Annotated in this window: 23 protein-coding genes; 7 read left to right on the top strand and 16 right to left on the bottom strand. The window is 41.8% G+C overall.

What is annotated here, in order from left to right:
- Positions 1-76 precede the first annotated feature (76 nt).
- Positions 77-2611 (bottom strand): bifunctional 2',3'-cyclic-nucleotide 2'-phosphodiesterase/3'-nucleotidase, encoded by a 2535-nt coding sequence (locus MKZ02_RS05355; RefSeq protein WP_406910005.1) that lies wholly within the window; start codon positions 2609-2611, stop codon positions 77-79.
- 620 nt (positions 2612-3231) lie between these two features.
- Between MKZ02_RS05355 and MKZ02_RS05350 the strand changes: the two genes are divergently transcribed.
- Positions 3232-3723 carry a thioesterase family protein gene (locus tag MKZ02_RS05350; protein ID WP_340852298.1) on the top strand — a complete coding sequence of 164 codons (492 nt, stop codon included), beginning with the start codon at positions 3232-3234 and terminating at the stop codon, positions 3721-3723.
- Between the two features lie 64 nt (positions 3724-3787).
- Here MKZ02_RS05350 and MKZ02_RS05345 read toward each other — a convergent pair whose 3' ends face one another.
- From MKZ02_RS05345 to MKZ02_RS05335, 3 genes are all read right to left on the bottom strand, one after another.
- Entirely contained in the window at positions 3788-5281 is a 1494-nt protein-coding gene (locus MKZ02_RS05345) for an APC family permease (RefSeq protein ID WP_120034810.1), read from the bottom strand.
- Between the two features lie 507 nt (positions 5282-5788).
- A complete protein-coding gene (locus tag MKZ02_RS05340) occupies positions 5789-6343 on the bottom strand; it encodes a hypothetical protein (protein WP_340852297.1) in 555 nt (184 codons plus the stop codon).
- A 222-nt stretch (positions 6344-6565) separates the two neighbouring features.
- Positions 6566-8026 (bottom strand): aldehyde dehydrogenase family protein, encoded by a 1461-nt coding sequence (locus MKZ02_RS05335; protein WP_340852296.1) that lies wholly within the window; start codon positions 8024-8026, stop codon positions 6566-6568.
- Positions 8027-8489: 463 nt separating this feature from the next.
- On the opposite strand from MKZ02_RS05335, the gene MKZ02_RS05330 reads away from it, so the two are divergent.
- Complete coding sequence (locus tag MKZ02_RS05330; protein ID WP_120034816.1) at positions 8490-8810, top strand: YbjQ family protein; 321 nt, start codon at positions 8490-8492, stop codon at positions 8808-8810.
- A gap of 5 nt (positions 8811-8815) precedes the next feature.
- Positions 8816-9046 carry a hypothetical protein gene (locus tag MKZ02_RS05325; RefSeq protein WP_259455615.1) on the top strand — a complete coding sequence of 77 codons (231 nt, stop codon included), beginning with the start codon at positions 8816-8818 and terminating at the stop codon, positions 9044-9046.
- Between the two features lie 345 nt (positions 9047-9391).
- Here the strand turns inward: MKZ02_RS05325 and fmdA are convergent, their stop codons facing one another.
- Positions 9392-10570, bottom strand: coding sequence for a formamidase (fmdA, locus tag MKZ02_RS05320; protein ID WP_340852294.1), 1179 nt, complete (start codon positions 10568-10570; stop codon positions 9392-9394).
- A 279-nt stretch (positions 10571-10849) separates the two neighbouring features.
- Here fmdA and MKZ02_RS05315 point away from each other — a divergent pair, with 279 nt between their 5' ends.
- Together MKZ02_RS05315 and MKZ02_RS05310 are read left to right on the top strand one after the other, a co-directional pair.
- On the top strand, positions 10850-11455 hold the full coding sequence (locus MKZ02_RS05315; RefSeq protein WP_120034822.1) for a chromate transporter: 606 nt from the start codon (positions 10850-10852) through the stop codon (positions 11453-11455).
- On the top strand, positions 11452-11994 hold the full coding sequence (locus tag MKZ02_RS05310; RefSeq protein ID WP_340852291.1) for a chromate transporter: 543 nt from the start codon (positions 11452-11454) through the stop codon (positions 11992-11994). Before MKZ02_RS05315 ends, MKZ02_RS05310 begins: the two co-directional genes overlap by 4 nt.
- 114 nt (positions 11995-12108) lie before the next feature.
- Here the strand turns inward: MKZ02_RS05310 and MKZ02_RS05305 are convergent, their stop codons facing one another.
- The 3 genes from MKZ02_RS05305 to MKZ02_RS05295 form a co-directional block, all read right to left on the bottom strand.
- Positions 12109-13602 carry an amino acid permease gene (locus MKZ02_RS05305; RefSeq protein ID WP_340852289.1) on the bottom strand — a complete coding sequence of 498 codons (1494 nt, stop codon included), beginning with the start codon at positions 13600-13602 and terminating at the stop codon, positions 12109-12111.
- 134 nt (positions 13603-13736) lie between these two features.
- Complete coding sequence (locus MKZ02_RS05300; protein ID WP_340852287.1) at positions 13737-15239, bottom strand: aminotransferase class I/II-fold pyridoxal phosphate-dependent enzyme; 1503 nt, start codon at positions 15237-15239, stop codon at positions 13737-13739.
- Positions 15240-15455: 216 nt separating this feature from the next.
- A complete protein-coding gene (locus MKZ02_RS05295; protein WP_445324337.1) occupies positions 15456-16862 on the bottom strand; it encodes a sigma-54 interaction domain-containing protein in 1407 nt (468 codons plus the stop codon).
- Positions 16863-17438: 576 nt separating this feature from the next.
- Here MKZ02_RS05295 and MKZ02_RS05290 point away from each other — a divergent pair.
- Positions 17439-18839, top strand: a complete 1401-nt coding sequence (locus MKZ02_RS05290; RefSeq protein WP_340852283.1) for a vWA domain-containing protein — start codon at positions 17439-17441, stop codon at positions 18837-18839.
- 68 nt (positions 18840-18907) lie between these two features.
- On the opposite strand, the gene MKZ02_RS05285 is transcribed toward MKZ02_RS05290, so the two are convergent.
- Positions 18908-19405 (bottom strand): SH3 domain-containing protein, encoded by a 498-nt coding sequence (locus MKZ02_RS05285; protein WP_340852281.1) that lies wholly within the window; start codon positions 19403-19405, stop codon positions 18908-18910.
- Between the two features lie 434 nt (positions 19406-19839).
- On the opposite strand from MKZ02_RS05285, the gene MKZ02_RS05280 reads away from it, so the two are divergent.
- Positions 19840-21816, top strand: coding sequence for a methyl-accepting chemotaxis protein (locus MKZ02_RS05280; protein ID WP_340852280.1), 1977 nt, complete (start codon positions 19840-19842; stop codon positions 21814-21816).
- A gap of 72 nt (positions 21817-21888) precedes the next feature.
- Here the strand turns inward: MKZ02_RS05280 and MKZ02_RS05275 are convergent, their stop codons facing one another.
- The 7 genes from MKZ02_RS05275 to MKZ02_RS05245 are packed head-to-tail and all read right to left on the bottom strand — an operon-like array spanning position 21889 to position 24305.
- The gene (locus tag MKZ02_RS05275; RefSeq protein ID WP_340852277.1) at positions 21889-22314 is read right to left on the bottom strand and encodes an Hsp20/alpha crystallin family protein; all 426 of its coding nucleotides are present in this window, start codon (positions 22312-22314) and stop codon (positions 21889-21891) included.
- Positions 22315-22354: 40 nt separating this feature from the next.
- Positions 22355-22573 carry a spore germination protein gene (locus tag MKZ02_RS05270; RefSeq protein WP_340852276.1) on the bottom strand — a complete coding sequence of 73 codons (219 nt, stop codon included), beginning with the start codon at positions 22571-22573 and terminating at the stop codon, positions 22355-22357.
- A gap of 54 nt (positions 22574-22627) precedes the next feature.
- Positions 22628-22996: a spore germination protein GerPE gene (locus tag MKZ02_RS05265; RefSeq protein WP_340852274.1), complete on the bottom strand. Its 369-nt coding sequence runs from the start codon at positions 22994-22996 to the stop codon at positions 22628-22630.
- An 11-nt stretch (positions 22997-23007) separates the two neighbouring features.
- Positions 23008-23184, bottom strand: coding sequence for a spore gernimation protein GerPD (locus tag MKZ02_RS05260; RefSeq protein ID WP_340852273.1), 177 nt, complete (start codon positions 23182-23184; stop codon positions 23008-23010).
- The gene (gene gerPC, locus MKZ02_RS05255) at positions 23181-23807 is read right to left on the bottom strand and encodes a spore germination protein GerPC (protein WP_340852271.1); all 627 of its coding nucleotides are present in this window, start codon (positions 23805-23807) and stop codon (positions 23181-23183) included. Before gerPC ends, MKZ02_RS05260 begins: the two co-directional genes overlap by 4 nt.
- Positions 23808-23844: 37 nt before the next feature.
- On the bottom strand, positions 23845-24057 hold the full coding sequence (locus MKZ02_RS05250; RefSeq protein ID WP_340852270.1) for a spore germination protein GerPB: 213 nt from the start codon (positions 24055-24057) through the stop codon (positions 23845-23847).
- 26 nt (positions 24058-24083) lie between these two features.
- Entirely contained in the window at positions 24084-24305 is a 222-nt protein-coding gene (locus tag MKZ02_RS05245) for a spore germination protein (RefSeq protein WP_120034846.1), read from the bottom strand.
- Positions 24306-24530: the final 225 nt, after the last annotated feature.

The raw sequence follows: 24530 nt of genomic DNA, 5'->3' as shown, positions 1-24530 counted from the left end.
GCCCTTGTACGGTTCTTTTTATTAAACGCGTTAAATCATTGTTTTTAACAGAGAGTTATTCATGTGTAGAAGTGAATTATTGTTTATATTGATCTAAAGAATAAATCACTTTAGCTGCCTCAGCTCTACTAGCTGATTTTTTCGGTTGGAACGAATTGTTTTTATAGCCCGATATGAACTCCAACTCCGTCGCTATAGCAATTTCATCGGCAAAGCCTTTATGAATGTTCTTCTTGTCTTTGAATGAGACTGGCTTGGAGGCAGAGAATTTTTCCCCTGTTTTTACTTCCAAGGCTTTTACAGTCATGACCGCCATCTGTTCTCTCGTGATCGGCTGATGAGGGGCAAAACGATCTTTGCTTACACCGGAAACGATGCCTGCTTCATACACAGCAGCGACGTCTTTTGCCATAGAAGCCGGCACATCTTTAAATGGAGAAGCATTTTTCGCTTTTAAATTTAATGCCCGGGCTAAAAATGCCGCATACTCTCCTCTTTTTACGCTTGCTTGCGGAGCGAAGGTTTTGTCGTTTTTCCCAAGAATGATTCCCTTCTCTGCTAATACATGAATATATTCATAAGCCCAATGATCTTTTGGAACATCCTTAAATACAAGCGGTTCTTCTCCCGGCTGCGTCGCTTTTGCGTTCATATTAATAGAGTATTGAGCAAACCCGCTATCAAGCTGTTGGATAAATGCAAATTTATCAGATCCATCGATGAATTTTTTGGCATTTGGCGAGCTTTCAAATGTTACTTTAGCGTTTTGTGAAAGCGGAGCAAATGACCAGTTGCCGTCAGCCGATGGATTAATTTCTTTTTCTTCCATAATGTAATCAATTAGAATGCTTCTGCTTTCATCTGGTGTCGCAACAGCGATATTTTTTCCGTCAAGGCCAGGGAAGCTACCGCCGCCGCCAGCACGGTAATTGTTTGTAGCGACAAGGAATTTTTGTTTTGGATCAATTGGCTTGCCGTTGAACCGCAGATTTTTAATGCGGTTAGCATCTGCGTTAACAACTTTGCCGTCCTTTCCATATTTTGCAGGCTGGGCAACATCCACTTGATAGGTGACACCATCGAGCGTATCGAAGTTATAAGTTGGAAAATCTTTATTGATCAGTTCTTGTGCTTCTCCTTTGGACGGATCAATCTGGTTAAATTGTCCAGCTGACATTTCCAGCCATTCTTTCACTTGGGAGCCATCAACCATTACCGCACTTAATGTATTAGGGTACAGATACAGGTCAGATACATTTTTAATAGCAATATCCCCGGCCGGAATATCTGTATAATAGTTCGCTCCCATGCGTGCGCCTGCTTTAAACGGTGCAGCAGCCGATAAAACTGGAATGTTTTCATATTCAGTGCCTTTAATATACTTTTCTACATACCATTTTTGAGCATTGGCAACAATTTGAACAGACGGATCATCTTGTACAAGAGCAAAATAACTATTAATCGGTGCTGTTGTTTTGCCGACTGCACTCCGTATCCAGTCAAGTGTATCCTCATGATCGTCCTTTACAGCATTAACAATGTCTTTATCAGAATCTACTGCTGCTTGGCCATCAGCATTTGCGATTCCCCTTGTTTCTGCTTTAGCATCCGCAACTTTCCATTTGCCATTTTCTTTCCGTAACTGAAGATCAACTACCCCAAGGTGGCTGCCCCAGAATCCCGGCATTACCGCCGCTACGCCATTGACGGTTCCTTTTTCAATATCAGCTCCAGGAAGATCTTTATATTGGCTGCTTGGGAACACGCCGTGAGAGTGGCCAAAGAGAACGGCATCAATTCCCTCTACTTTCGTTAAATCATAAGTCGCGTTTTCCTTCATCGTTCCTTCTTCCATTGTACCAAGTCCTGAATGGGGGATAGCAACGATCACATCTGCTCCTTTTTCTTTCATTTCAGGGACAAATTTTTTCGCAGATTCTATAATATCTTTAGCAATTACTTTGCCTTCAAGATTAGCCTTGTCCCAGTTCATAATTTGCGGCGGCACAAAGCCAATAACGCCTACCTTGATCGTATGTTCTTCACCATCTTCATCCATCACTTTTTTATCGAGTAATAGATAAGGAGTGAAGTAATTCTTATCGTTGTCCGGATTATTATCCTTGTCATCTATGTACACATTTGCATTTACATAAGGGAAATCGGAGCCTTTTAATGACGTACCCAAGAAATCAAGTCCATAGTTGAATTCATGGTTGCCAATATTACCAGCATCATAGTCTAACAGATTCATCGCTTTATATACCGGATGAGTATCGCCTTCTTTTAACCCCTTAATTCTGGCAATATAATCACCAAGCGGATTTCCTTGAATTAAATCTCCATTATCGAACAGCATGGAGTTTTTGCTTTCTGTCCGCGCCTTTTTAATGAGGGAAGCTGTGCGGGCTAGGCCGTAATCATTCACTTCCTTGTCCTGATAGTAATCGTAGTTCATGACATTTACATGGATGTCTGTCGTTTCAAGCAACCGTAATTTAACAATGTCCTCATTCAATACATTGGCATAAGTTGGTTTTTCCATGCTCGCTGGCAAAACAAGCCCAAACACAAGAGCTGCTGTCACTGCTGTCTTTTTCGCTTTGTTGATTCCCATACATGTTCCCTCCCTGAATAAATTATTCCCTTTTTTTGATCATAGCATATAAAGTGTAAATATTTTTATACTTATGTAAACATTATGATAATTTCAGTTAAATTTTTACTTTTGCTGTTCGTGTCCCTCAGCCATACTCATTTATCACAAGCTAGTAAAAGAAGGACAGCAGATTATCACAGAGCACGAAAAATTGAAAGCGTTATCAAAAATGACCGCCATTAAACGGTAAGAACAATGGAAACAAACGCCATAGTGATCCATCTGGACGAATGTGCTAAGAAAAAGTGAACTACACAGTTTTAGCCCTTCCCTTTTGGAATAGCATATAAAACAAACAGTGTCCGCCTCAAAGATACTTTGCCCCTCCGTTTCTTGGTGACTCTCAGCCTCATCCACTTTCCTTCTTCTTAAACAATGAATAGATATTCATTTATTTTATCACCCGTCCATACTTTTGTCATTATTAATTTTACCCACCCTTCCCTCTTTATTATCTGGCAATTGACCTTTCCTGCAAGCGATGCATGCTGGCTGTTTCGTGGATTTTCCTATGGTACTATGAAAACATCATCAGAATTTCTCTGCTTCTTAGAAAGGAGAAGGTGTAGCTTATGGATAAGCAGTGGATCATTCTCAAAGATCACGTACAGGATGAGTGGCTGGACTACAATGGACATATGAACGATGCTGAATATGCGCGTGTTTTCAGCTGGGCAGGATTTAACTGGATGAAGGAGGTGGGCTTTAATGACGCATTTCGTCGGAAACACCAATATACAATTTTTACGCTGGAAAGCCATATTTGCTACTTGGCGGAGATGAAACCAAATGAAGCATTCGAAGTCTCTCTTCAGGTACTTGATTACGATGAAAAGCGAGTTCATTTCTTTTTTCAATTATTCGGCAGCAATGGAAAGCGGGCAGCAACATGCGAGCAAATGCTCATGGGCATGGATCAAAAACAACGCCGGACTGCCCCGTTTCCACATGAGCTGTTTGAAAAAATCAAGCATCTGGCTGAACAGCAAGCCGGACTGCCCAGACCAAAAGAAGTTGGACAAACCATTGGTATCCGCAGGAAAGATAAACAAAAAGATCATTAAAGTAATTAAAGGCCAATTTCCATATGCCAATTGGATTGGCAGTTGAAATTGGCCTTTGCCTTGTTTAAGGCGCTATCTTCTCATCTGGATCAGCCGATGCCCGATGATTAAATCCATCAGCCAAGTGGCTGTGCTCGCCAAGAATGTAATAATCAAGCTCTTTCTTCGGAATTTGTTTGTACGACTTCCCATACACTGTGTAAAATAGAACCCCTATAGCCAGCCAAATGAGTAAAGCTATCCAGGATGGTCCTCCCATAAATGCTGGCGACCCCGGAACAGCAAGTAAGATAACGAAAGAGAGACTGCTAATAACGCCGAGTAAACTGCATAATTTTTTTCCTGGTGAAACAGCTCCCTCGATAACAGATTCGTCTCCCGACCATTTGAAAAACTTATAAGCCGCAAAACAAGTATAAAAATAGGCAACCGCTACACCAATAGAAGCCATATCAACGATCCAAAGCAGTACCTGTCTGCCAAACCACGGGGCAACTAAACAGATAATCATCGTAAAAATGATACCAGCATAAGGCGTTCTATATGTTGGATGAAGCTTTCCGAATACATCAGGCAATATTTTCGCACGGGCCATGGCAAACAGCAAACGGCTCGCCGATACATAAAAGCCGTTTAAACCCGTAAAGATGCCCATGCAGATTGCAATCGCTAAAACAATTAAACCGATATTGCCAAACGCCCCGGCAACCACGTCTCCTGTCCCCCAGATCGACTGCTTGGCAACCAAATCCTGCCATGGCATGCCAACAGCAGTGAAAAGAATATTGGTTACGTAAATGAGCGTAGCAAAAACAAGAGCCCACACAATCAACGAAAACGCTTTTTTAGCAGGAAAATCAAACTCTTCCGCTGATTGCGGTACGTTGTCAAAACCAACGAAGGCGAAAGGAGCAATGGCTACAATTGTCAGGATAGCCGATAAAGCTGGAATTTCCGGGTTAAATGCCGGCTGCAAATGAGATAAAGATGAGTCAGGATGCGTAAACATGCCGATTCCCAATGCTGCTACTCCTAACACGAGAATGACACAAAAGATAAACTGCAGCCGGCCAGAAAAAGAGGCACCGCGAATATTGAGCCAGGCAAACACACACAAAGCAATCGTTGCGATCAACACTTCAGTAAAATAAACATCCCAGCCAGCAATACTATACATCTGCCCTTTCATCGCTACTTTAGGAATCGTAAATTTAAATAAAAGTGCCATAGCAGACGCGTTCAAAGCGACAATACTCATATAACCGAGCACTAAAAACCAGCCGCAAATGTAGGCATTCGTCCTTCCAAAACCAAGATACGCGTAAGCAAATTCTCCCCCTGAAACTGGAAAATGCCTAATTAGAAACCCGTAACTGACTGCAATTAAAATCATGAGAAGCCCGCCAATCCCAAATCCGATGGCTGCCCCGATCGGCCCTGGCTTTGCCATCCAGTCTGCCGGAAGGACAAAGCTTCCCCAGCCGATTGCCGATCCTAGGGCAATCGCCCAAACCCAGTGTGGTTTCAGCGTCTTGTCCAGCTGCGTTCTTTCTTCCATTCAAAAAACCTCCTTCATTTATAGTAATTAAACTCGTAGAGAGGTTTAACCAGAAAAAACATAACCATCCCTCAGAGCATAACCCTCAAAATAAATTAAATATTCAGTTTTTTTATTACGTATTTATTCAGGATCGACACAGTGATAGTATTTGTGAAAGGAAGCAATGCGAGGTAACTTGAAGTGAAGACTTGTTCTTATCCCTACTATATTATAGAGTTTTACAACTAACGATTTAACATTTTAATAAGCGTTATGAGATACTTTAATAAGTGACGGGCTCCACCTTTCGATAGTTGTCATCCTCTCCTGCTTTTCGCTCTTATAGAGTCGACTTATAGTTATAATAATGAATATATTCATGATTATTTATTTTAGTCATTCACTGTAAGCTACTTTATAAAAGCTTTCTTTACTTCTTTTAGGTGGCGCCCACTTTACAGATAAAGCACTCTTTTATTTATCCTTTTCTTATAGGAAATTGTTTTAAGATGGCCAGCTAGCTTTTCAAGCCCTTTTATCTCGAAGGCACTTTAACGTTTGTACGCTTGAATGTAAGAGTGACTCTGCGCTAAATGTTACTGCTCTCTCCGTACAAAATGTTAAAAATTCTTTATAGCTGACAGAAATAGCCTCCAACAGCTTTTCTGTGTCGATAACGGATGATTGAATGAATTCTTTATTATTTTCCATAGTGACTTTCTCTATCTCAAAAAAATACCCCTCCTCTTCTTTTACTAAATAAAGTGTAGTAGGATTATCTAATAATTCAATAGGGTATTTTTTCTCACTAGCTCTGTCTAACACAATGTAGGAGAGGTCGGCCCATGTTTCTAATAATTCTCCGGTCCACTCCTTTTCAGATACAATGACCTGATCATCATCTATAATTTTTATATATCCTGATAAATAATCTCCCTCCTCATGATTTAGTAATTTTTGTGCGGCCAGTTCTGCCGAAGGATGGGAAATCGCTACAAAGTTCTTTTTCTGATCGGTCAAAAAACCTAATTCTGGAACAAAGTTAGTGATATACGTTATTATTTTAATTTTTTTATTCATCCTATCCCTCTTTTATTCATAACTTATCTGTTCTTGTTCATATTTAATACTATTCCTATATGTTGAACAACTGTCGCTTTTTTTATCTTTTCATGCTCATACAGCCGTGTTTAGTCCTTTTCCTATCTTCTTATTAGCAACAACTAAAAATAGTGGCAGGTAAAAAAACTGCGCCTCAATAGTCGTACACAATGACCAATTAAGACGCAGTTCTGTTGTTTACTAAAAAGGGTACGTGCGATACTTTGTTTGCAGAGAAACCCATTTAGTAACAGTAAACTCTTCAATGACCCACGGGTAACCGAACCGGCCCATTCCACTTTGTTTGTTGCCGCCAAATGGAACAACCGGGCTGTCATTCACTGTCTGATCATTAATATGAGTCATGCCGCTATCAATTTGAAGAGCAAGCTGCTCCCCCTTCTCCAAGTCCGTCGTAAAGATGGCTGAACTTAAGCCATACTGTGTATCATTAGCCAGTTCAATTGCCTCCTCGTCCGTTTCTGCTTTAATAAGAGAGGCAATCGGGGCAAATAATTCTGTCTGGGCAAGCTCGCTTGAATTATCTACTTCTGAAAAAACGAACGGCGTTAATACGTTGCCTTCCGCTCTTCCTTCTAAAGCAATGTTCACACCTTTCTGCTTAGCTTTTTCGATAATCTGCAACGCTTTATTTAATTGATTTTTATTCATTAACGGGCCAATAACTGTATTTGGATCACTTGGATCACCCGCCGGTAATTGTTTCACACGCTCTACAAATTTCTGCTTAAATTCCTCATAGACAGCTTTATGAATGATCAAACGATTAATAATCATGCAAATCTGCCCCCGATGGATAAACTTTCCAAATATTGCCGCATCCACTGCCCGATCTACATCCGCATCTGACAATACAACGAACGGATTGTTGCCGCCTAATTCAAGGGCTACCCGCTTAAAGTTTTCACCCGCGATGCGACCGATTAATTTTCCGACCGGAGTAGATCCTGTAAAGCTGATTAAGCGCGGAATCGGATTTTCCAGCATCTCATTTCCTATTTCTTCAAGGTCCGTCAAGATCATATTAAAGACGCCTTTAGGAAGGCCGGCTTCTTCAAAGGCTTTCGCCAAGATAACACCGCCAGTAAGCCCTGTTTGTAAATCCGGCTTGTGAACAACGGCATTGCCAAGGGCAAGAGCTGGAGCAATCGCCCGCATAGATAAGTTCATTGGAAAGTTAAACGGCGAAATAGAGGAAATAACACCGAGCGGCAGGCGATGAACATGGTTCACTTTCCCTTCAATCGGATCAGATATTTCTTTTATTTCATCTAGTTCTCCTGCATATTTAACAGCCTGTTCAAGCAACCCAATGGTCAAACCGATCTCTACGCCTGCCTTTACGGCCGTTCCCCCTGTTTCACGAGTTATTGTCTTTTGAACATCTTCCTTATGTTCTTTCAAATAATCCGCTGCTTTCTTCAAAACTGCTTTTCGCTCATCAGCTGTTGTCTTTGCCCACTCTTTCTGAGCCTGCTTTGCTATTTCAAATGCTTCTTTTACCTGCCCCTTTGTCGCCAATTTGACGGCAGCAATCTCTGATTCATCGTACGGATTAATAATCTTTCCAACCCGTTCGCTCTTCCCTTCTGTCCACTGACCATTTAAAAAGCTTTTGTTGTATTGTTCGAATATTGGCATGAGCTTCACTCCTTGTTATGCCTTAGCAAACGATGTAAATGATAACTCTTTTGTTTTTACCCTGATAGAAAAATTTAAACATCCGCGGACGATCATTCCGCTTCATACTCTACTACTCTTTTATAAACGAATGGTTTTTTATGCAATCATTCTAAATAAATTACAAATAGGCTCTTGAAAATGAAAACGTTTTCTTATAAAATAAATAGTAGGTTGGACAGCAACAGTGGCTGTCATGATATTTGGCGCAGGCGGGGCCAGTATCGATTTAAATGAATAAAAATTCATCGTTTGTACTTTAAATACAAACGATGCATCCACTTTTATTTGCTTTTGGAGAGCGTTAAAGAAGAAACTTTGACGCTTTTTTCATGCTTTATTCATTCCTCAGACATAGCAGGCATATAAGAAAACATGTACAATAAAAAGAGAACAGCTATTTATGAATAAGGGGTGAAGACAGATGATCATTGTGACTACAGAGAAAATTGCCGGCTATAAGGTTACTGAAATAAAAGGACCTGTGTTTGGCTTAACCGTTAGAGCACGGGGAATTGGAAAAGATATTGTCGCTTCATTTAAAGGCCTTGTGGGCGGAGAAATCAATCAGTATACAGAGATGCTAGAAGATGCGCGGAAACAGGCAATGGACCGCATGGTTCAAAATGCCAAAGCTATGGACGCCAACGCTATTATTATGATGAGATTTGACTCTGGAGAAATCGGTCAAAACATGAGCGAAATCGTTGCTTACGGGACAGCTGTTACTGTGGAACAGGAATAAGACCTATGCTGGAATGGATCATTGGTTTTTACGGTTTGCAGCTGATTGCTCTCATTGTTTTGGTGATCGGTTCCTGGTTTATCTGGGATCGTCGCTTTAAAACGAAACACGGCCAGCAAGTGCCAGAGGGATTTGTGCGCACAAAAGAAGTGTCCTTTGACCCGACAACTAAGAAAAAGCTAGTCGTTTATATGCACCCTGATACAGGCGAACGATTTTATAAAGAAGAAAAATAATAGACTCTGTGCTTCCTGAAAAGAAGCACAGAGTCTATTTATTTACTTACCGTTAAACTATTAATGCCCCACTTGCCATGGGCGGCTTACCTGGGGCGGCTTTCTCCTTTGTCTTGGTCCTAATTCGTCTCTCGTTACCCTGCGCGGCTCCATTCCTCTTTCAATTCTTGTCCGCACTTCTTGGGAATAAGCATATAAATTAGGAGGTAAGTATATCCGAGACGCTTCCTGCTGGCAGTTTGGGCATAATGAGGTCCCTTTATAACTCGACATTGACTTGAAAAATAAAGTGAATTCACCGCATTGATTGCATTTGAACGTATAACTCGGCAAGGCCATTCCCCCTTACTTCGGATCGATATCCTTTTCAAATATTTTTGTCGGAATGGCAACCGTACAGCACGCATTCGGAATATCAACGATTCCGCTGATTCGTCCCTCAACAGGTGCCGTACTTAAGAGCATGTAAGCCTGTTCTCCCGTATAACCGAGCGTTTTCAAATACTCAATAGCATTTAAACAAGCTCTGCGATAAGCAATATGAGCATCCAGGTAATGCTGTTTTCCATCAAACTCATCTACAGAAATTCCTTCAAATACAAGATAGTCTGAGTAATGCGGTTCAACCGGACCTGGTTTAAAAACAGGGTTATCTTTAATTTTGTACTTCTCCATGCCGCCTTTAATCACATCTACCTTCAGATCAATCCACCCCGCCATCTCAATTCCGCCGCAGAAAGTAATCTCGCCGTCCCCCTGTGAAAAGTGGAGATCTCCGACTGATAACTTAGCTCCGTCTACAAACACCGGGAAGAAGATCCTTGAGCCTTTGGACAAGTTTTTAATGTCACAGTTCCCACCGTTTTCCCTTGGCGGAACTGTTCGAGCTCCTTCCTTAGCCACCCGGTCAAATTCTGCTCCTTTCAGCGTACCGAGTACTGCATGCTCAACCTGCGGGGAAGTGGCCAGTTCCGGCACACGGTCTGGGTCCGTCATCTTTAGCTCATTTTCCCTTCTATTCCACTCCTGCAGCATCTCCATAGAAGGGGCTACCCCGATTAAGCCAGGGTGAATAAGCCCAGCAAACTTCACACCCGGTACATGTCTTGAAGTGGTATAAATTCCTTCAAAGTCCCAGATAGATTTTGCTGCTTCTGGGAAGTGCTCCACTAAAAAGCTGCCGCCGTTTTCCTTGGCGAATATTCCGTTAAATCCCCATTCATATTCCGGAAAGGCACCGATATCTAAAATATCTACGACAAGCAAGTCTCCCGGTTCCACTCCATTGACATAAACAGGTCCGCTTAAAACATGCACTCGCGGCAAAATAACATCCCGTATATCATTTGGATTGTCATCATTGCTAATTTGGCCATCTGTCCAATCTTTGCACTCCATCCGAAAAGATTCTCCTGGCTCTACTGAAAAAGCTGCTGGAATATCCGGATGCCAGCGATTGTGTCCAGGATGGGCCTGCTGTTCCATTGGCTTGCTAAGGTCAAGTTTGAATAACGTTTTTGGCATGTCGTTCCCCCTTCAATCAACTAATCTATGAAGTCAAAATATGTATGCGTTTTCATTTTAACTGGTTGAAAAATAATAGTCAAATTATTCAAACTATTACACCTTGCTTACATTACTATAAATTCCTTCCAAAAGCAGCCACTCCCCTTCTCCCTTCTCAATTTGTTAAGATGGTTATAATTATTTTGCATAAATGAGGAGAGATAATAGCTTGTCTTATGTTATAAAGGAAGCAATAAGAATTATGTACTGACTTTTCTAAAGATAGGAGGACGCCTGATGAATTGGAAAGTGTATTTCGATATTGTTGCGGCTATGATAAGAACGGGCATTTTAGGATACGGAGGCGGCCCTTCGGTCATTCCGCTTTTTCGTCATGAAGCCGTTACACGCTATAAGTGGATCAGCGATGAAGAATTTGGTGAAGTCCTCGCCTTTGCTAATGCTTTGCCAGGTCCGATTGCTACAAAAATGGCTGCCCACCTCGGCTACCAGCAAAAAGGTGCGCTTGGTGCATCAATCGCTGTGATCGCTCATATTTTTCCTACCACTGTCGGCATAGTCGCTCTAATGGGCGTGCTCTATACTCTGAAAGAATCTCCTGTCATTTCAGGAATGATTGGAGCGGTCCGGCCCGTCATTGCCGTTTTGCTCGGCATGATGGCTTACGAATTCTGCGCAAAAACATGGAAAGGTTTAGGAAAAGCCGTCGGCTTGTTGTTCGGCCTTCTATCCTTCCTATTGCTTGCCATTCTGGATACTCATCCGGCTGTTGTCATCATACTTTTCTTAGCTTATGGCACGGTCCACATCAAGTTTTCCGGATGGGCTAAACACAAATGGAAGAAGCCTAAAACAGACCAAGATAGCGAGGGATCAGAATGATTTTTTGGCAATTGTTTTCTGCCTTTTTTGTTGCGAACTTGCTCGGTTACGGCGGAGGCCCGGCATCCATTCCGCTGATGCAGCAGGAAGTAGTCGATCACTACGGCTGGATGAGCAATGAACAATTTGTAGACATGCTGGCTGTTGCCAACGCCTTACCCGGACCCATTTCAACTAAGATTGCCGCATTGGCCGGCTATCAGCAGGCTGGCTGGCTCGGACTGGCAGTAGCCACTTTCGCTACTGTCGCTCCTTCCGCCATCGCTATTATCATTCTCCTTAAAATATTAAGTCGATTTAAACAGTCTCCTGTTGTAAAAGGAATGACCTTACTCGTTCAACCGGTCATTGCAACAATGATGATCCTGCTGACATGGGAGTTTAGCCACGTATCTTTTAGCTCCATCGGTTATTTGCAATCTCTTCTGATCGGAATCATTGCATTACTGGCAATGACAAAGTGGAAAATCCACCCTGCCATTGTCATCGTAGCCGCCTTTATTTATGGCGGATTAGTATTGCCGCATTTTTCTTCCTAATTAATAACTGTAAAAGAACCCCTGAATTTTTATATTCAGGGGTTCTCTTCTTAACCTTTATGAACAATCAAGGTTTGTGAGCGCTTCCACAATTTAAGAGGCTATTTCTCTTCATTAAGGCTTGTTCAGATTACACTTTTCAAGCGGCACCACTTTTGTTTTCTTCGCAACTTTGTAACCAAGCCAAACGACAATGAATAATGGAAGACCAATATAAGAAATAATCGCGCCGTTCCAGTCAATCGTACCGCTTGTGAAAGCGCTGTAATTTTGTCCAAGGATAACAATGGTACAAAGTGTAAGCGCAAAGAGCGGACCAAACGGAAACCACTTTGCCCGATAAGGCAAATCACGTAAGTCATGTCCTTGAGCCATATAAGCTCTGCGGAAACGATAATGACTGACAGCGATTCCAAGCCAGGCAATAAAACCGGACATGCCTGATGCATTCAATAACCAAATATAGACTGCCCCATCACCAAAGAAAGAAGCAAGGAAAGCCAGCGTTCCAACAAGAGAAGTGATAATTAAAGCATTCACCGGCACACCGCGACGGTCTAATCTAGCCAAAAACTTCGGTGCTTTTCCTTCTCTCGCTAAATCCCATAACATCCGAGTAGAAGCATACATGCCAGAGCTTCCAGCCGATAAAACAGATGTTAAAATAATGGCATTCATGACCGATGCTGCAAAAGCGACGCCTGCCTGATCAAATACAAGCGTGAAGGGACTGACTGTTACATCCTCGCTTGCTAAACTCGCCGTTGTATACGGAATAATCAGACTAATCACAAGGATAGCAAAGATATAAAATAGCAAAATCCGCCAGAACACTTGTCGAACTGCTTTTGGAATAGCGCGAGACGGGTTATCTGTTTCGCCGGCAGCTACTCCGAAAAGCTCTGTTCCCTGGAATGAGTAACCAGCCGCCATAAAGATCCCAAGAATCGTCATGAATCCACCGTGGAATGGAGCATCTCCAATCGTAAAGTTTTTAAAGCCGATATATTCACCACCAACAATACCGAAAATCATCAAAACCCCTGTAATTAGAAATACAATGACTGCCGTTACTTTTATCATTGAAAACCAGTATTCTGACTCTCCAAACCCTTTGACAGAAAGATAGTTTAATAGAAAGATAACCGCTAAACATAATCCGCTCCAAAGAATGGAAGGGCTGTTTGGGAACCAAAATTTCATAATTAATGTTACAGCAGCAAGCTCAGAAGCAATCGTAATTGCCCAGTTATACCAGTAATTCCAGCCGAGTGCAAACCCCAATGCCGGATCTACGAAGCGGGTCGCATAAGTGCTGAATGAACCGGCTACCGGCAAAAAAGCAGCCATTTCAGCAAGACTGATCATTACGAAATAAACCATAATTCCAATTGCCCCATAAGCAAGGAGTGCTCCTCCCGGCCCTGCTGTATGAATAGCACTTCCGCTTGCGAGGAATAGGCCCGTGCCGATTGTTCCTCCAAGTGCGATCATTGTTAAATGTCTTGACTTTAAACTTCGTTTTAACTCTTGTGATGGTTCTTGTGCTAGCTGATTGTTTGCCTCATTCGTTGACAAGATAGTAGGTTGAGAGGCGTTATTTGGCATACATTGTTCCCCCTTTTCTATGAGGACCTGTCATGTTCTGCTTGTGGATTCTTCGGATGTGCATTCCAGTCTTCATACTTTTTATTTAACCAGCCGCAGCTTCCTGCAGATGCAGCGGCTGGCTGAATAACAAACTATTTGAGTACGTATAGTGTTTTTAATGTATCGTCGGAAGGACTCTGAAAATAGGCTCCCATTTCCTTTAACTCTTTAATCGTTTGTACATGCGTGGCAGTAATTTCCTCCCCAGGTGTCAACAACGGAATTCCCGGTGGATAAGGAAGAATCATTTCTCCGCAAAGAGAGCCAACGGCGTCTTCTAAAGCTACTCTTTTGCGCGGCATGTGAAAAGCATCTCGCAAAGAGACTTCCTGCTTATATAATGTGCCTTCCGCTGCAAAAAGAACAGTCTCCACTTTCTCCTTCTGCTCCGTCATTGCCCATTGCTGTAGCTTTTGATCAATCGCTTTAATCGCTTCCACTACTTTCTCAATATCCTCTTGTTCCTCATTCAATGAGAATAAAAAGACAATATTGCGCGGATCGCTGATCTCTGCTGTACAGCCTTGCTCGTAAAACATATCCAGCAGCTGATAGCCAGAGACCACCTCATTGTTGCAGGAGATAATCCATTTTAACGGATCCCGATAATGAACCTCTTGACTTCCCTCCCAGATGGAAAGCGCTTGCAGCTCATCTGAAAGAGCCATACGTCTTTCCTCTAAACGTTTCACTGTTTCTTTTAAATGCGCACGTCCTTCTGTCACTAAATAACGTCGAGCCAGATCCAAAGAAGCAAGTAACGGATAGGAAGGGCTCGTTGATTGAATCATTCCGAGCACTTGTGCCAGCCGCTCACGGGAAACACGGTCTCCTTTTACATGAAGCATTGAAGCCATAGTCATAGCTGTAAGCATCTTATGCGTAGATTGTATAACAACATCTGCTCCTTTAGATAAAGCTGACGGTGGCACTTCCTCCGATTGGCCAAAATGGGCTCCATGGGCTTCATCAACAATGAGAGGCACCCCCGCTTTGTGGCAAGTCTCAGCTAAACGGGTAATATCCTGACTCATTCCATAGTAGTTAGGGTTCGTAATCCAAACGCCTTTTACATCCGGGTTTTCCGCCAGTGCTTTTTCAATGTAGTAAATATCAGATACTTTCGCTACTTTCGTTGTGGATTCAATAGCCGGTGCGATAAAGATTGGCTGAGCACCTGCCAGCATTAAACCATGGAACACCGATTTATGCATATTGCGCTGAACGAGAATTTTCTCTCCAGGCGCACATAGAGTGAGAGCTACTCCGATGTTTCCGATGGTGCTTCCGCCTACTAGGAAAAATGTATGATCTGCTCCGAATGCTTCCGCTGCTAAATTTTGAGCATCAGCGATAAAATCCGTCGGATGATGCAAGTCATCAATTCCTACTGATTCAGTTGCATCTATTTTTAATATGCTCTCAAAGCGGCCAAATGCTTCCCGGTCAAACACCCGCCCGTCTTTATGTCCAGGCACATGCATAGATGTACGCTTGCTTGCTTCATATAAACAAAGGGCCTCATAAAGCGGTGCCTCTGTATGATCAACTTTAGAATGAGGGGCTTCATACAAATTCGTAATTGTAAGATTCATTCTCTCTCTCCTCCAATACTTTTACTTGTTAGCAGACAGTTCTTCTGCTATAAACTATTCCGTTTTTCTTTATAGCAATTTCTATGCCAAAAAGAAGACCTCTTCTCATAAACCCTGTAATAGAGCGGAAATTTAAATATTAACGGAGGGAGCATTAGAGATTTTATTGAAAGAATCTAATAAAAACATATAAAAAACCGCCGAAAATTCGGCGGTCTACAATATATTTAACTTCGTTAGTTTATATTGCAGCGTTTGCCGGGGGATTTCTAATAGCTTTGCAGCCTTTTGTATATTGCCCTCTGTCTCTGCTAGTGCCTGTCTGATTAAGTTTTCTTCAGTGTCTATTAACGCCTGCCGCAACGGCTGCAGCGAAATGGGTTTTGTCCTTTCCGGTGCTGGAGTGTCCCCTGCAATATGCATAGGAATATGCTCCACTGTAATTGAATCACCGTCCATAATGTTCATCGCTGATTCAATCGCATGCTCTAATTCCCGGACATTGCCCGGCCAGTCATACTGGTTAAATCTGACCTTTACTTCTTCATCAACCTTGGTAACGAGCTTGCCAAAGAGAAAGTTATATTTCTGAATAAAGTGATCCGTCAGCAATGGAAGATCACCCTTTCTATCCCTGAGCGGCGGAATCTGCAAATTGATTACATTTAAACGATAATACAGGTCGGAGCGCAGTGTTTTTTCACGGAGACAAACGTCTGCCGGCTCATTCATCGCCGCAATAATCCGAACATTCACTCCATGCTCTTTCGTCCCACCTATTCTGCGAATTACTCCGTTCTCTAGCACCCGCAATAATTTTGCTTGAATATCAAGCGGCATCGAGTTAATCTCATCTAAAAACAGCGTGCCCCCGTCCGCAAGCTCAAACAAGCCAGGCCGATCCACAGCACCGGTATAGCTTCCTTTTGCTGTTCCAAACAAAATGCTTTCAAGCAGCGAAGAAGGAATAGCTGCACAGTTTTGAGCGATGAACGCCTCAGACTTGCGCGGGGATGCGTTATGGATTGACTGAACGAGCAGTTCTTTTCCTGTTCCGGTTTCCCCGTATATCAATATAGGTGACGAAGTCGATGCTACCTTTAACGCTTTTGTTTTCAGACGTTCGCAAACAGGATCATTTGTGATAATGTCTGTAATATGATATTTTGCTCCTGTTTGGCTGCGCCGTTCCTTTTTAGGGCGCTGAGCCGTTTCTACCTTTGCCTGCAAATCAATAAGCTTCTCTGACAATTGCTTTACTTTCGTTAAATCTTTAGCAATTTCAACAGCTCCAACCAGTTCTCCATCCACTTTAATCGGCAGTGTTGTGTTTACCATATCGATCAGCATTCCGCGGATATTGTAATACGACTGGTGTTGATTATAAATCGGTTCTCCTGTTTGAATGACTTTCATTAACGTGCTGGTAGAAGCCGACAGGGAAGGAAACGCTTCCAATAAATGTTTGCCCAGCACTTCCTCTCTCTCGACAGCATCATGCTTAGCTGCCACATGGTTATAAAAAATTGTTATGCCATTAGCATCTACTGCGTGAATGCCTTCATCAATCGTGCCCAAAATAGCCTGAATCATTTTCATTTCTTTCGTGTCAGTTATATTCAATAGCATTTTGAACGATTCTCCTTCTTTGCTTACAAAACCGCTTTATTCCATTTTAAGACAGATAACCCGCAAATAATCAATGCCGGATTTCTGTCATCTCCATGCCGGATTTTCGGCACTTTTCCTTCAGTTCGACAAGGTACTGGTTATCCAGACAACTTTTTTATCATTTTATTTTACAATTTCTAGTAATTATCCTTTTTCAATTATAATGACTATCCGCCTTTAAGTACAGTTTAATTTTCCAGCACGAGCAGCCCATGTGTTTAACTATCCTTCTTTTATAATAGAAGAATTCTATCTGTCTACCCCTATGTTAATGGGTAATTGAGCTATCTCTTTTATTTTCATTCGCTCTATATTTCCACATAAAAAGAAGAATATTGCAAAAAGAACGGAATCCTTTCTTTAAGCAAGAAAAAACTGAAATAGCGCCTATTAATATTTATCTTACACGATATTAAAGCCGCAAGCATGACAGGTCCGAACAAGTCCCAATTGTTTCCTTTTCCTCTAGTCTCATTTATCCCATTTTGCCATAATGATAATTAGAATAATTGTTTAGGAGGAGGAAGGATGAAGAAACCCATAATTAAAAACAGCCGGCTCTTGATCCTGCTGGTTTGTCTTATATTCCTAGCTGCTTGCTCTGGCTCTACAGAAAACAGCAAACCAGCCGAGCCGAAAACGGCAGCAAACGGTTCACCAGCTGGAAAGATTCCTAAAGCAGCCGAAACAGCTGAGGGAATGATTGCCCAGAAAGCTGGATGGTTAATGAAAAAGCATTTTGACGAAGACATCGAGGCTGTCAAGCCCATTGACTGGTTCAAGTACCGTAACTTTTATGAGGAAACATTCAAGCCTATTATGGAACAAGAAATTGGTCATTACTTTGAAAAGCACAAGAACTTAACGAGTGAGGAGGTCTATAATTATCTTGTTTATACATTAGGGTCGGGTCAATATGAAAGATTTTATAAACCGCTCACCGCTTTCACCCACGGCTTTCGGGCCCCTGAATTGCCAACTGAGAAAACCGACACAGTAGAGATAGCAGAAACGCCAAAGCAGGCAAATGCCCTCATCCTCATAGATGCAAGCGGAAGCATGAAAGCGGAAGTTCCAGGTGGGGTCAAAATGGACCTAGCAAAAGCAGCGATTCAACAATTTGCAGCCGAGCTCACTGAGGGAACGAACGTTTCTCTGCTCGTTTATGGCCACGTTGGAACTGGAAGTGATGCCGATAAAGCCAAGTCATGTCAAGCCATTGAATCCATATTCCCATTGGCGAAATACGAAAAGGCCAGCTTCCAGCAAGCGACTGACTCTTTTCAAGCAAGCGGATGGACACCGCTTGCCGGTGCGATTAATAAAGCAGCCGAACTTCTTTCTGCCTACCCTTCTGATCAGTACGCCAATAGCGTATATATTGTGAGCGACGGGATCGAAACGTGTGGCGGCGATCCTATTGCGGCCGCGAAAAAGTTACAGGAACAAAGCATTCAAGCTAAAGTTCATATTATTGGGTTTGACGTCGATGATCCCGGCCAAAAACAATTAAAGGCTGTAGCTGAAGCGGGTGGCGGTGAATACGCTACGGTTAAAAATAAAGAGGAGTTAGAAACACAGATAATAAAGAAATGGCGTCCTTCTGTGTTTGAAATCGCTGGAAAACAAGGCGTGCCGGCTCATGAATATGTAGACAAAATAAGCGAGCTTACTAATTATAAAGTTCACTTAACTGATTTAAGCAACTATGAAAAAAGCCGAATTGCAAATGCTACTTATTTTTTATCCAACCAACAATTGATCGATGACAAAACAAAAGAGAAGGTCCTTTCTATTATAGAAAAAAGGAATAGACTAAGAAACGATCACTTTGAACAAATATATAAAATGAAAAAACAAAAACTAGAAGAAGCCAAAAATATCATTGATCAGAAAGTGTCTGACTGGAAAGATCAGTGGAAAAAATAAACTCATTCCATACATTAAAAAGGAGAAGCGCTAGTGTGCGCTTCTCCTTTTTTAATGAGACCTGCCACTTAATCGGCCTTCATCGCTCCGTTATCCGGGTCTATAATGAGAAAGTAATACCCATATGGCGTTCCTTTAAATCCTACCTTTGCACGATAGACATCGCGTTCCGCTTCGTAGTAACTCATTTTAATCTCTTTATCGGGTGCTGGCTCGCTACTTAAAATAAGCTTTTCTGCTTCTTTTAATGTCAATCGGCTTTTAAATGTAAGATAACTGGTTCCAACATAAGCTTTTTTGCCATTGTATCTAATTTCCGACCAGCCTGCCGTGTCAGTTGCATACACATAAACAGGCGCTCTCTTTTTTAGTGTGCCGATCACCTTAGCTTTCGGACTTGGAGTGGCTCTTACATGAAGAATGGGAGAGGCTGTGGCAACTGCTTCTTTTTTAAATGTACTTATTTCACTGCTTGCAGGCACAAGGTATCCCGCAGAAACATAACCTACTTTATTATTATATCTAACTTTCGCCCATCCCCCGGGCTCTGTATTATATACATACACGCTAGCGCCTTTTTTAGTGAACCGACTACCCTTGCTTTTGGGCTCGGCCTTTCACGTACATTTAACTTTGTCTCAACTTTTACAGTATACTGCCCTGGCCCGTTTACTGCTGCCTGCGGTGAATGAAACGACAGGCCAATTAAGCCAAAAATGACACAGTGAACATGATGGCTATCTTCTTCATTAAACTCCCTCCTATTCGCCATAAACAAGACTAAAGACCCATAAAATTATATCACAGGAGGTAAGTAGTTTCACTATACATATTATTTCCCCTTCGCTTTAATTAAAATTTTTCTACTTCCTCTTAACATGAAGTTTTTTAATTGCTGTGTATTAAAAGTTTACAGCTGCTTACCGATATATAAAATTGTCTTTATCTTTAACCCTGAACGCCAAAAGAATAGACAATCGTAGAAAAGAGGTTATTCATAGTGAAAAGTGTCTTTACATACTTTGGGACCATCCGGTCTAAATTAATTTTATCTTTTTCCCTCATTTTAATTATCCCGGCACTTATTATTGGCACGCTCTCTTATGGAACAGCCAAAGAAGCGGTAAAACAGGAGATGCTCAACGGCTTTTCCGAGAATATTGACTTATTAAACTCTTCAATCGATCAAACCATTCAATCGAAGATCCACGATGCTGACGTTTTTTCGCAAAGCACCTCTTCTTCTTTTTATAAAGGGGAAAGCAGCCCTGCACTTCGGCAAAAATTAGCGCAGTATTCAAAATTACACCCTGAAGTTTTCAGTATCTATGTTGCTACAAACACTGGCTTGTTCATCGAGGAGCCAGTAATTACGGATACATCTAGTTATGATCCGCGGACGAGAGACTGGTATAAAGAATCGATGGCTAAAAAAGGAAAAACAATTATCTCGAAACCTTATCCTGATGTAACGACAGGGGACATGGTTGTTACTATCTCGCAATCGACAAAAGACGGATCAGGTGTAATTGGCATCGATATTAACTTGAACTATATTCAAGGGCTAATCAAACAAGTGAAAATTGGTAAAGAGGGTTATGCTTTTCTTTTGGACAAGGATCAGACCGCGATAGCTCACCCTTCTATTAAAGCTGGTGAGCAAGTGAAAAAACCCTTTTATCAGACGATGTATAATGGAGCAAAAGGAACGTTTGATTATAGAGACGGCGATAGTGAAGAAACGATGAGCTTTGTAACAAACAAATTGACCGGCTGGAAAATAGGCGGGACGATCAAACAAGCGGAATTCACTGCTGCCGCCGCTCCTATCTTCCAAAAAACACTGCTCGTCATTCTTATAGCGACAATCATTGGTGCAGCTATCGTCTTCCTTATTATCAAGTCAATTATTAAGCCGCTTAGGAGACTAAAAGAGCAAGCAATCACCGTTAGTAAAGGCGACTTAACAGAGCCGGTGAGCGTCCAGTCAGACGATGAAATCGGACAGCTGGCGGGGGCATTCAACATTATGCAAGAAAACATCAGACAGTTAGTTCAAAAGATTGAGTCTAATGCAGAACAAGTAGCAGCCTCTTCACAAGAGTTAACCGCAAGCGCCGAGCAAACAAGCACGGCCACAGAACAAGTCGCCTCATCCATTCAAGAAGTAGCGGGCAGTGCGGAAAAACAAACGTCTGGTGTTGACCGGAATGTCCTCTCCCTGCGAGAAATATCTGAAGGCGTCTCTCAAATTGCTGATCGTTCTGGAAAAGTATCTGAGCTTGCCCATGATACAACCATTCAAGCGGAGGAAGGCGGAAAAGCTGTTGCCAATACCGTCAAACAAATGCACTCCATTCGTGCGTCAGTGACAGAATCAAATGAAATGATTCACTCCTTGCACGAACGTTCTAAGGAGGTCAGCTCCATTTTAGATGTAATTACCGGAATTGCAGAACAAACGAATTTGCTCGCTTTAAATGCAGCCATTGAAGCGGCAAGAGCAGGTGAGCAGGGCAAAGGATTTGCCGTCGTAGCTGACGAAGTGCGGAAGCTCGCTGAACAATCACAACAGTCAGCGGGAGAAATCTTTTCCATCGTCCAAGGCATACAAAAAGACACAGAAAGTTCCGTGCAGGTGATGGCTCGTGTTACAGACGATGTGCAAGCCGGAGTAAACGTATCAAATGAAGCAATTGAAAAGTTTAAACTAATTTTACAACGCACAAGAGAAATCACTCCACAAATGGAGGATGTATCTGCTACTGCTGAGCAAATGGCGGCAGCTGTTCAAGAGGTTACTCATACAACAAATGAATTGGCGATTATTGCGAAAGAAAATGCGGCTACTTCAGAGGATGTGGCTGCATCAGCCGAGGAACAGCTTGCTTCGATGGAGGAAATTTCCGCCTCCGCAAAGGCGCTATCCTCCATGGCCGAAGAACTGCAAAAATTGATTTCCGCCTTTAAGTACTAATTGTTTTTTCATTATAAAAAGTGTTGGGCAAAAAGGCAGCAACGACTGTCTTTTCGCCCAACACTTATATATTTACTCTTCGTCTTTAATGGAAATCGTTTGATTCTCATTGCTAGGCGGAAGACGTACTAAGCGAACAGCGAGCAGTCCCCGTTTGTAAGATGCATCAACCCGATCCTTTCTCACCAAAAATGGCAAGTTGATCACGCGTGTAAAGGTTCCTTCATTGAATTCCTCTTGAATCACACGAAAATTGCTGTGCTCAAAATGGATATCACAGCTGACTTCCAACATCTTTTCGTTAACTGTTAAACAGATATCTTCCACCTTTTTAACTCCTGGAACGAGAAATAAACACAGGAGCTCATCTTTTGATTCATATAAGTTCACTCGCAGCTGGTTTTCCGCTCCTTTAAAATACTGGTTGAACTTCCCCTCCACCTCCCCGTCAAAAAACTTTTTAAATAAAGCATCCCATCCATTAAAGTAGTTATCCATAGATATCCACCACTTTTTATGAGTTAATGAGGGTTAATATTTATGCATTATTAGCCTGTGTTTGGTCCGCTATATCAGGGTCCATTGCTGTGCTGATGCTAATACCATTATTTGTCATCATGAAGTCCCCTGTATTTCCTCCACCTGAACCCCTCACCTCTTTGAATATGCTTTTTGGAGAAATATTTAACGTATCGCCAAAATTCAAAACGCCGCTATTGGTATTTACTTTAAATGGTCCGCTCACTATAGAAGGCATATGAACACCCTTTTCAATCTGTATTCTTCTTATTTAAACTATTCATTACCGCCTTTACCTGTGTAATAACTGTCTAATATGCTTGATTCTAGCTTCTGCATCTATTATCCCTGTTGATCCGATATGCAGCACACTCGATGAAGCGACCCCTACTATACTGATATGATTCACACGGATGAAAGGAGAAAGGTTGTATCTCGTAACAGTAATGTTCTCGTTGATTTGTGGTATGGGTATCGGCCTTGAAAACAGAGGATAATCATTAAGGTTGCCCTCATTCCCGAAAAAGAGCTCTGCCTGGCGCTGGACAGCTAACACGTTGTTCCGTAATTTCATGTTAGCAGAGTCGCCAATTTCAAAGACTGAACTATCAGATACAGTAATGACCCGAGCATCTTTAACGATAGATGTTCTCTTAAACAATGGAACACCTCCTATTCGGGAGAAAGCGGAACCAAAGGCCCGACAATAAAAGACTCGGGCGGCGTATCAAATATGGATGATAGCGTAATTGCATCCGTGTCACCAACTAAAGCCACAGAGGAACTTGCCACGCCTTCAATTATTAAATTATCCACACAAATATTTTTATTGACGACCGTAAAATTCATGTCAGAAAGCCCCCTTCCTTTGGCAGTTGTGTAATAAACTCATCATAAGTTTTATGAATGTCTTCCTTTACTTTATTAACTGTTCTGCCTTCGATCTCTGCCAGCTGCTCTTCCCCTATATTGCTCATATTAATTTGATTTAGATAATAATGAATGCGCGAATCAATCTGCTTTTTAATATCATCAATAATATATTGCCGGTAATCTGAATTTAACGGCTGATTCTTTTGCTGCTCAATTGTGTTTAAAACAGAATAACAATCCCCATTTAAATACTCATGCACCTGCCGCTGGATGTTCCCAAACAACAACAGCCGCTGCTGCGGATTCATCGGCGGTACCATTAAGTCATTTTGTTCAACGGAAAAGTCCTCAATTGATCCTTCTCCGGCATGAGGGGTAATGCCGATGTTTAACGTTCCTTCCAGCCTTTCCACTTTTAATTGATCGAATTTATATTCAACCCGTTCAATATTGGAGGACTGGTTTTTTTTTAACGATTGAACTTCTTGTTGAAGCTGCTGAACATTCGCTTCCAGCTGAGTAATTCTCTGCTGTTGGGCATTGACCCATTGTTGCATTTGTTGGAGACTATGTATCATATGAGAATAATTAAAATACATACAATCTCCTCCTTACAGCTAAAGTTGAAGTATCATTTCAAGAACGGGTCGGGGGAGTAAGCGGGACAAAGAAAGGCCGTCGAGTTTGCTGTCCCGCCTGCGGAGCTGGTTCAGTAAACCCTCCTGTGTTATAAAGATTGGACAAAGCTTTAATAATGCCGGCACTTCCAATTTGCAAAAAGGAAGAGTTAGAAATGGCATCAATTTTTAAATTGTGAATAACGATGCTTTGGTTAATGTGAAAATTCATGCCCGCTCCCCCTTATAAGAGTACTCTTATACAACGGTTTGAATATTGGAATCAGCCGCATCTGCATCATACGTATTCGTTGAGCTATAATCATTTCTTACTCTCATGCCATCCCCTGTATTAAAGGAACCCGCCCCAGCAAAGGTTTTTGCTGTGCTGGACGGAGAAATGTTATACACATCACCAATATTAAAAACACTGCTGCTTCCTATACTAATGACTTTTACCGCCCCTACGATTGCTGGCATTTATCCCATCCCTTTTAAAAAAGCAATTCTACTAGTAAAGTATGAAAAAACGGAATAAATGTGATAAACGTCTATAGGCGCTGTGGCTTTTTTCTCCTTATCATTAATATATTAACCGGAGGAGAAAAAATGAGAGAATTGTTGCATTTTCATGTACGTGCTATGGAACATCCTCTTTTTCCAAATGGCAAGAGAATAAAAAATTGGAAAAGAGATATAACTGTG

The sequence above is a fragment of the Pseudobacillus sp. FSL P4-0506 genome (assembly GCF_038003025.1).
Classification (GTDB): domain Bacteria; phylum Bacillota; class Bacilli; order Bacillales; family Domibacillaceae; genus Pseudobacillus.
Note: the sequence above shows the minus strand (reverse complement) of the source record. Positions and strands in the feature narration are given on the sequence as shown.

Coding starts and splice junctions, on each gene's coding strand:
- MKZ02_RS05350 (WP_340852298.1), top strand. CDS start 3,232: ATGGATAAGCAGTGGATCATTCTCAAAGATCACGTACAGGATGAGTGG.
- MKZ02_RS05345 (WP_120034810.1), bottom strand. CDS start 5,281: ATGGAAGAAAGAACGCAGCTGGACAAGACGCTGAAACCACACTGGGTT.
- MKZ02_RS05340 (WP_340852297.1), bottom strand. CDS start 6,343: ATGAATAAAAAAATTAAAATAATAACGTATATCACTAACTTTGTTCCA.
- MKZ02_RS05335 (WP_340852296.1), bottom strand. CDS start 8,026: ATGCCAATATTCGAACAATACAACAAAAGCTTTTTAAATGGTCAGTGG.
- MKZ02_RS05330 (WP_120034816.1), top strand. CDS start 8,490: ATGATCATTGTGACTACAGAGAAAATTGCCGGCTATAAGGTTACTGAA.
- MKZ02_RS05325 (WP_259455615.1), top strand. CDS start 8,816: ATGCTGGAATGGATCATTGGTTTTTACGGTTTGCAGCTGATTGCTCTC.
- fmdA (WP_340852294.1), bottom strand. CDS start 10,570: ATGCCAAAAACGTTATTCAAACTTGACCTTAGCAAGCCAATGGAACAG.
- MKZ02_RS05315 (WP_120034822.1), top strand. CDS start 10,850: ATGAATTGGAAAGTGTATTTCGATATTGTTGCGGCTATGATAAGAACG.
- MKZ02_RS05310 (WP_340852291.1), top strand. CDS start 11,452: ATGATTTTTTGGCAATTGTTTTCTGCCTTTTTTGTTGCGAACTTGCTC.
- MKZ02_RS05305 (WP_340852289.1), bottom strand. CDS start 13,602: ATGCCAAATAACGCCTCTCAACCTACTATCTTGTCAACGAATGAGGCA.
- MKZ02_RS05300 (WP_340852287.1), bottom strand. CDS start 15,239: ATGAATCTTACAATTACGAATTTGTATGAAGCCCCTCATTCTAAAGTT.
- MKZ02_RS05290 (WP_340852283.1), top strand. CDS start 17,439: ATGAAGAAACCCATAATTAAAAACAGCCGGCTCTTGATCCTGCTGGTT.
- MKZ02_RS05275 (WP_340852277.1), bottom strand. CDS start 22,314: ATGGATAACTACTTTAATGGATGGGATGCTTTATTTAAAAAGTTTTTT.
- MKZ02_RS05270 (WP_340852276.1), bottom strand. CDS start 22,573: ATGCCTTCTATAGTGAGCGGACCATTTAAAGTAAATACCAATAGCGGC.
- MKZ02_RS05260 (WP_340852273.1), bottom strand. CDS start 23,184: ATGAATTTTACGGTCGTCAATAAAAATATTTGTGTGGATAATTTAATA.
- gerPC (WP_340852271.1), bottom strand. CDS start 23,807: ATGTATTTTAATTATTCTCATATGATACATAGTCTCCAACAAATGCAA.
- MKZ02_RS05250 (WP_340852270.1), bottom strand. CDS start 24,057: ATGAATTTTCACATTAACCAAAGCATCGTTATTCACAATTTAAAAATT.
- MKZ02_RS05245 (WP_120034846.1), bottom strand. CDS start 24,305: ATGCCAGCAATCGTAGGGGCGGTAAAAGTCATTAGTATAGGAAGCAGC.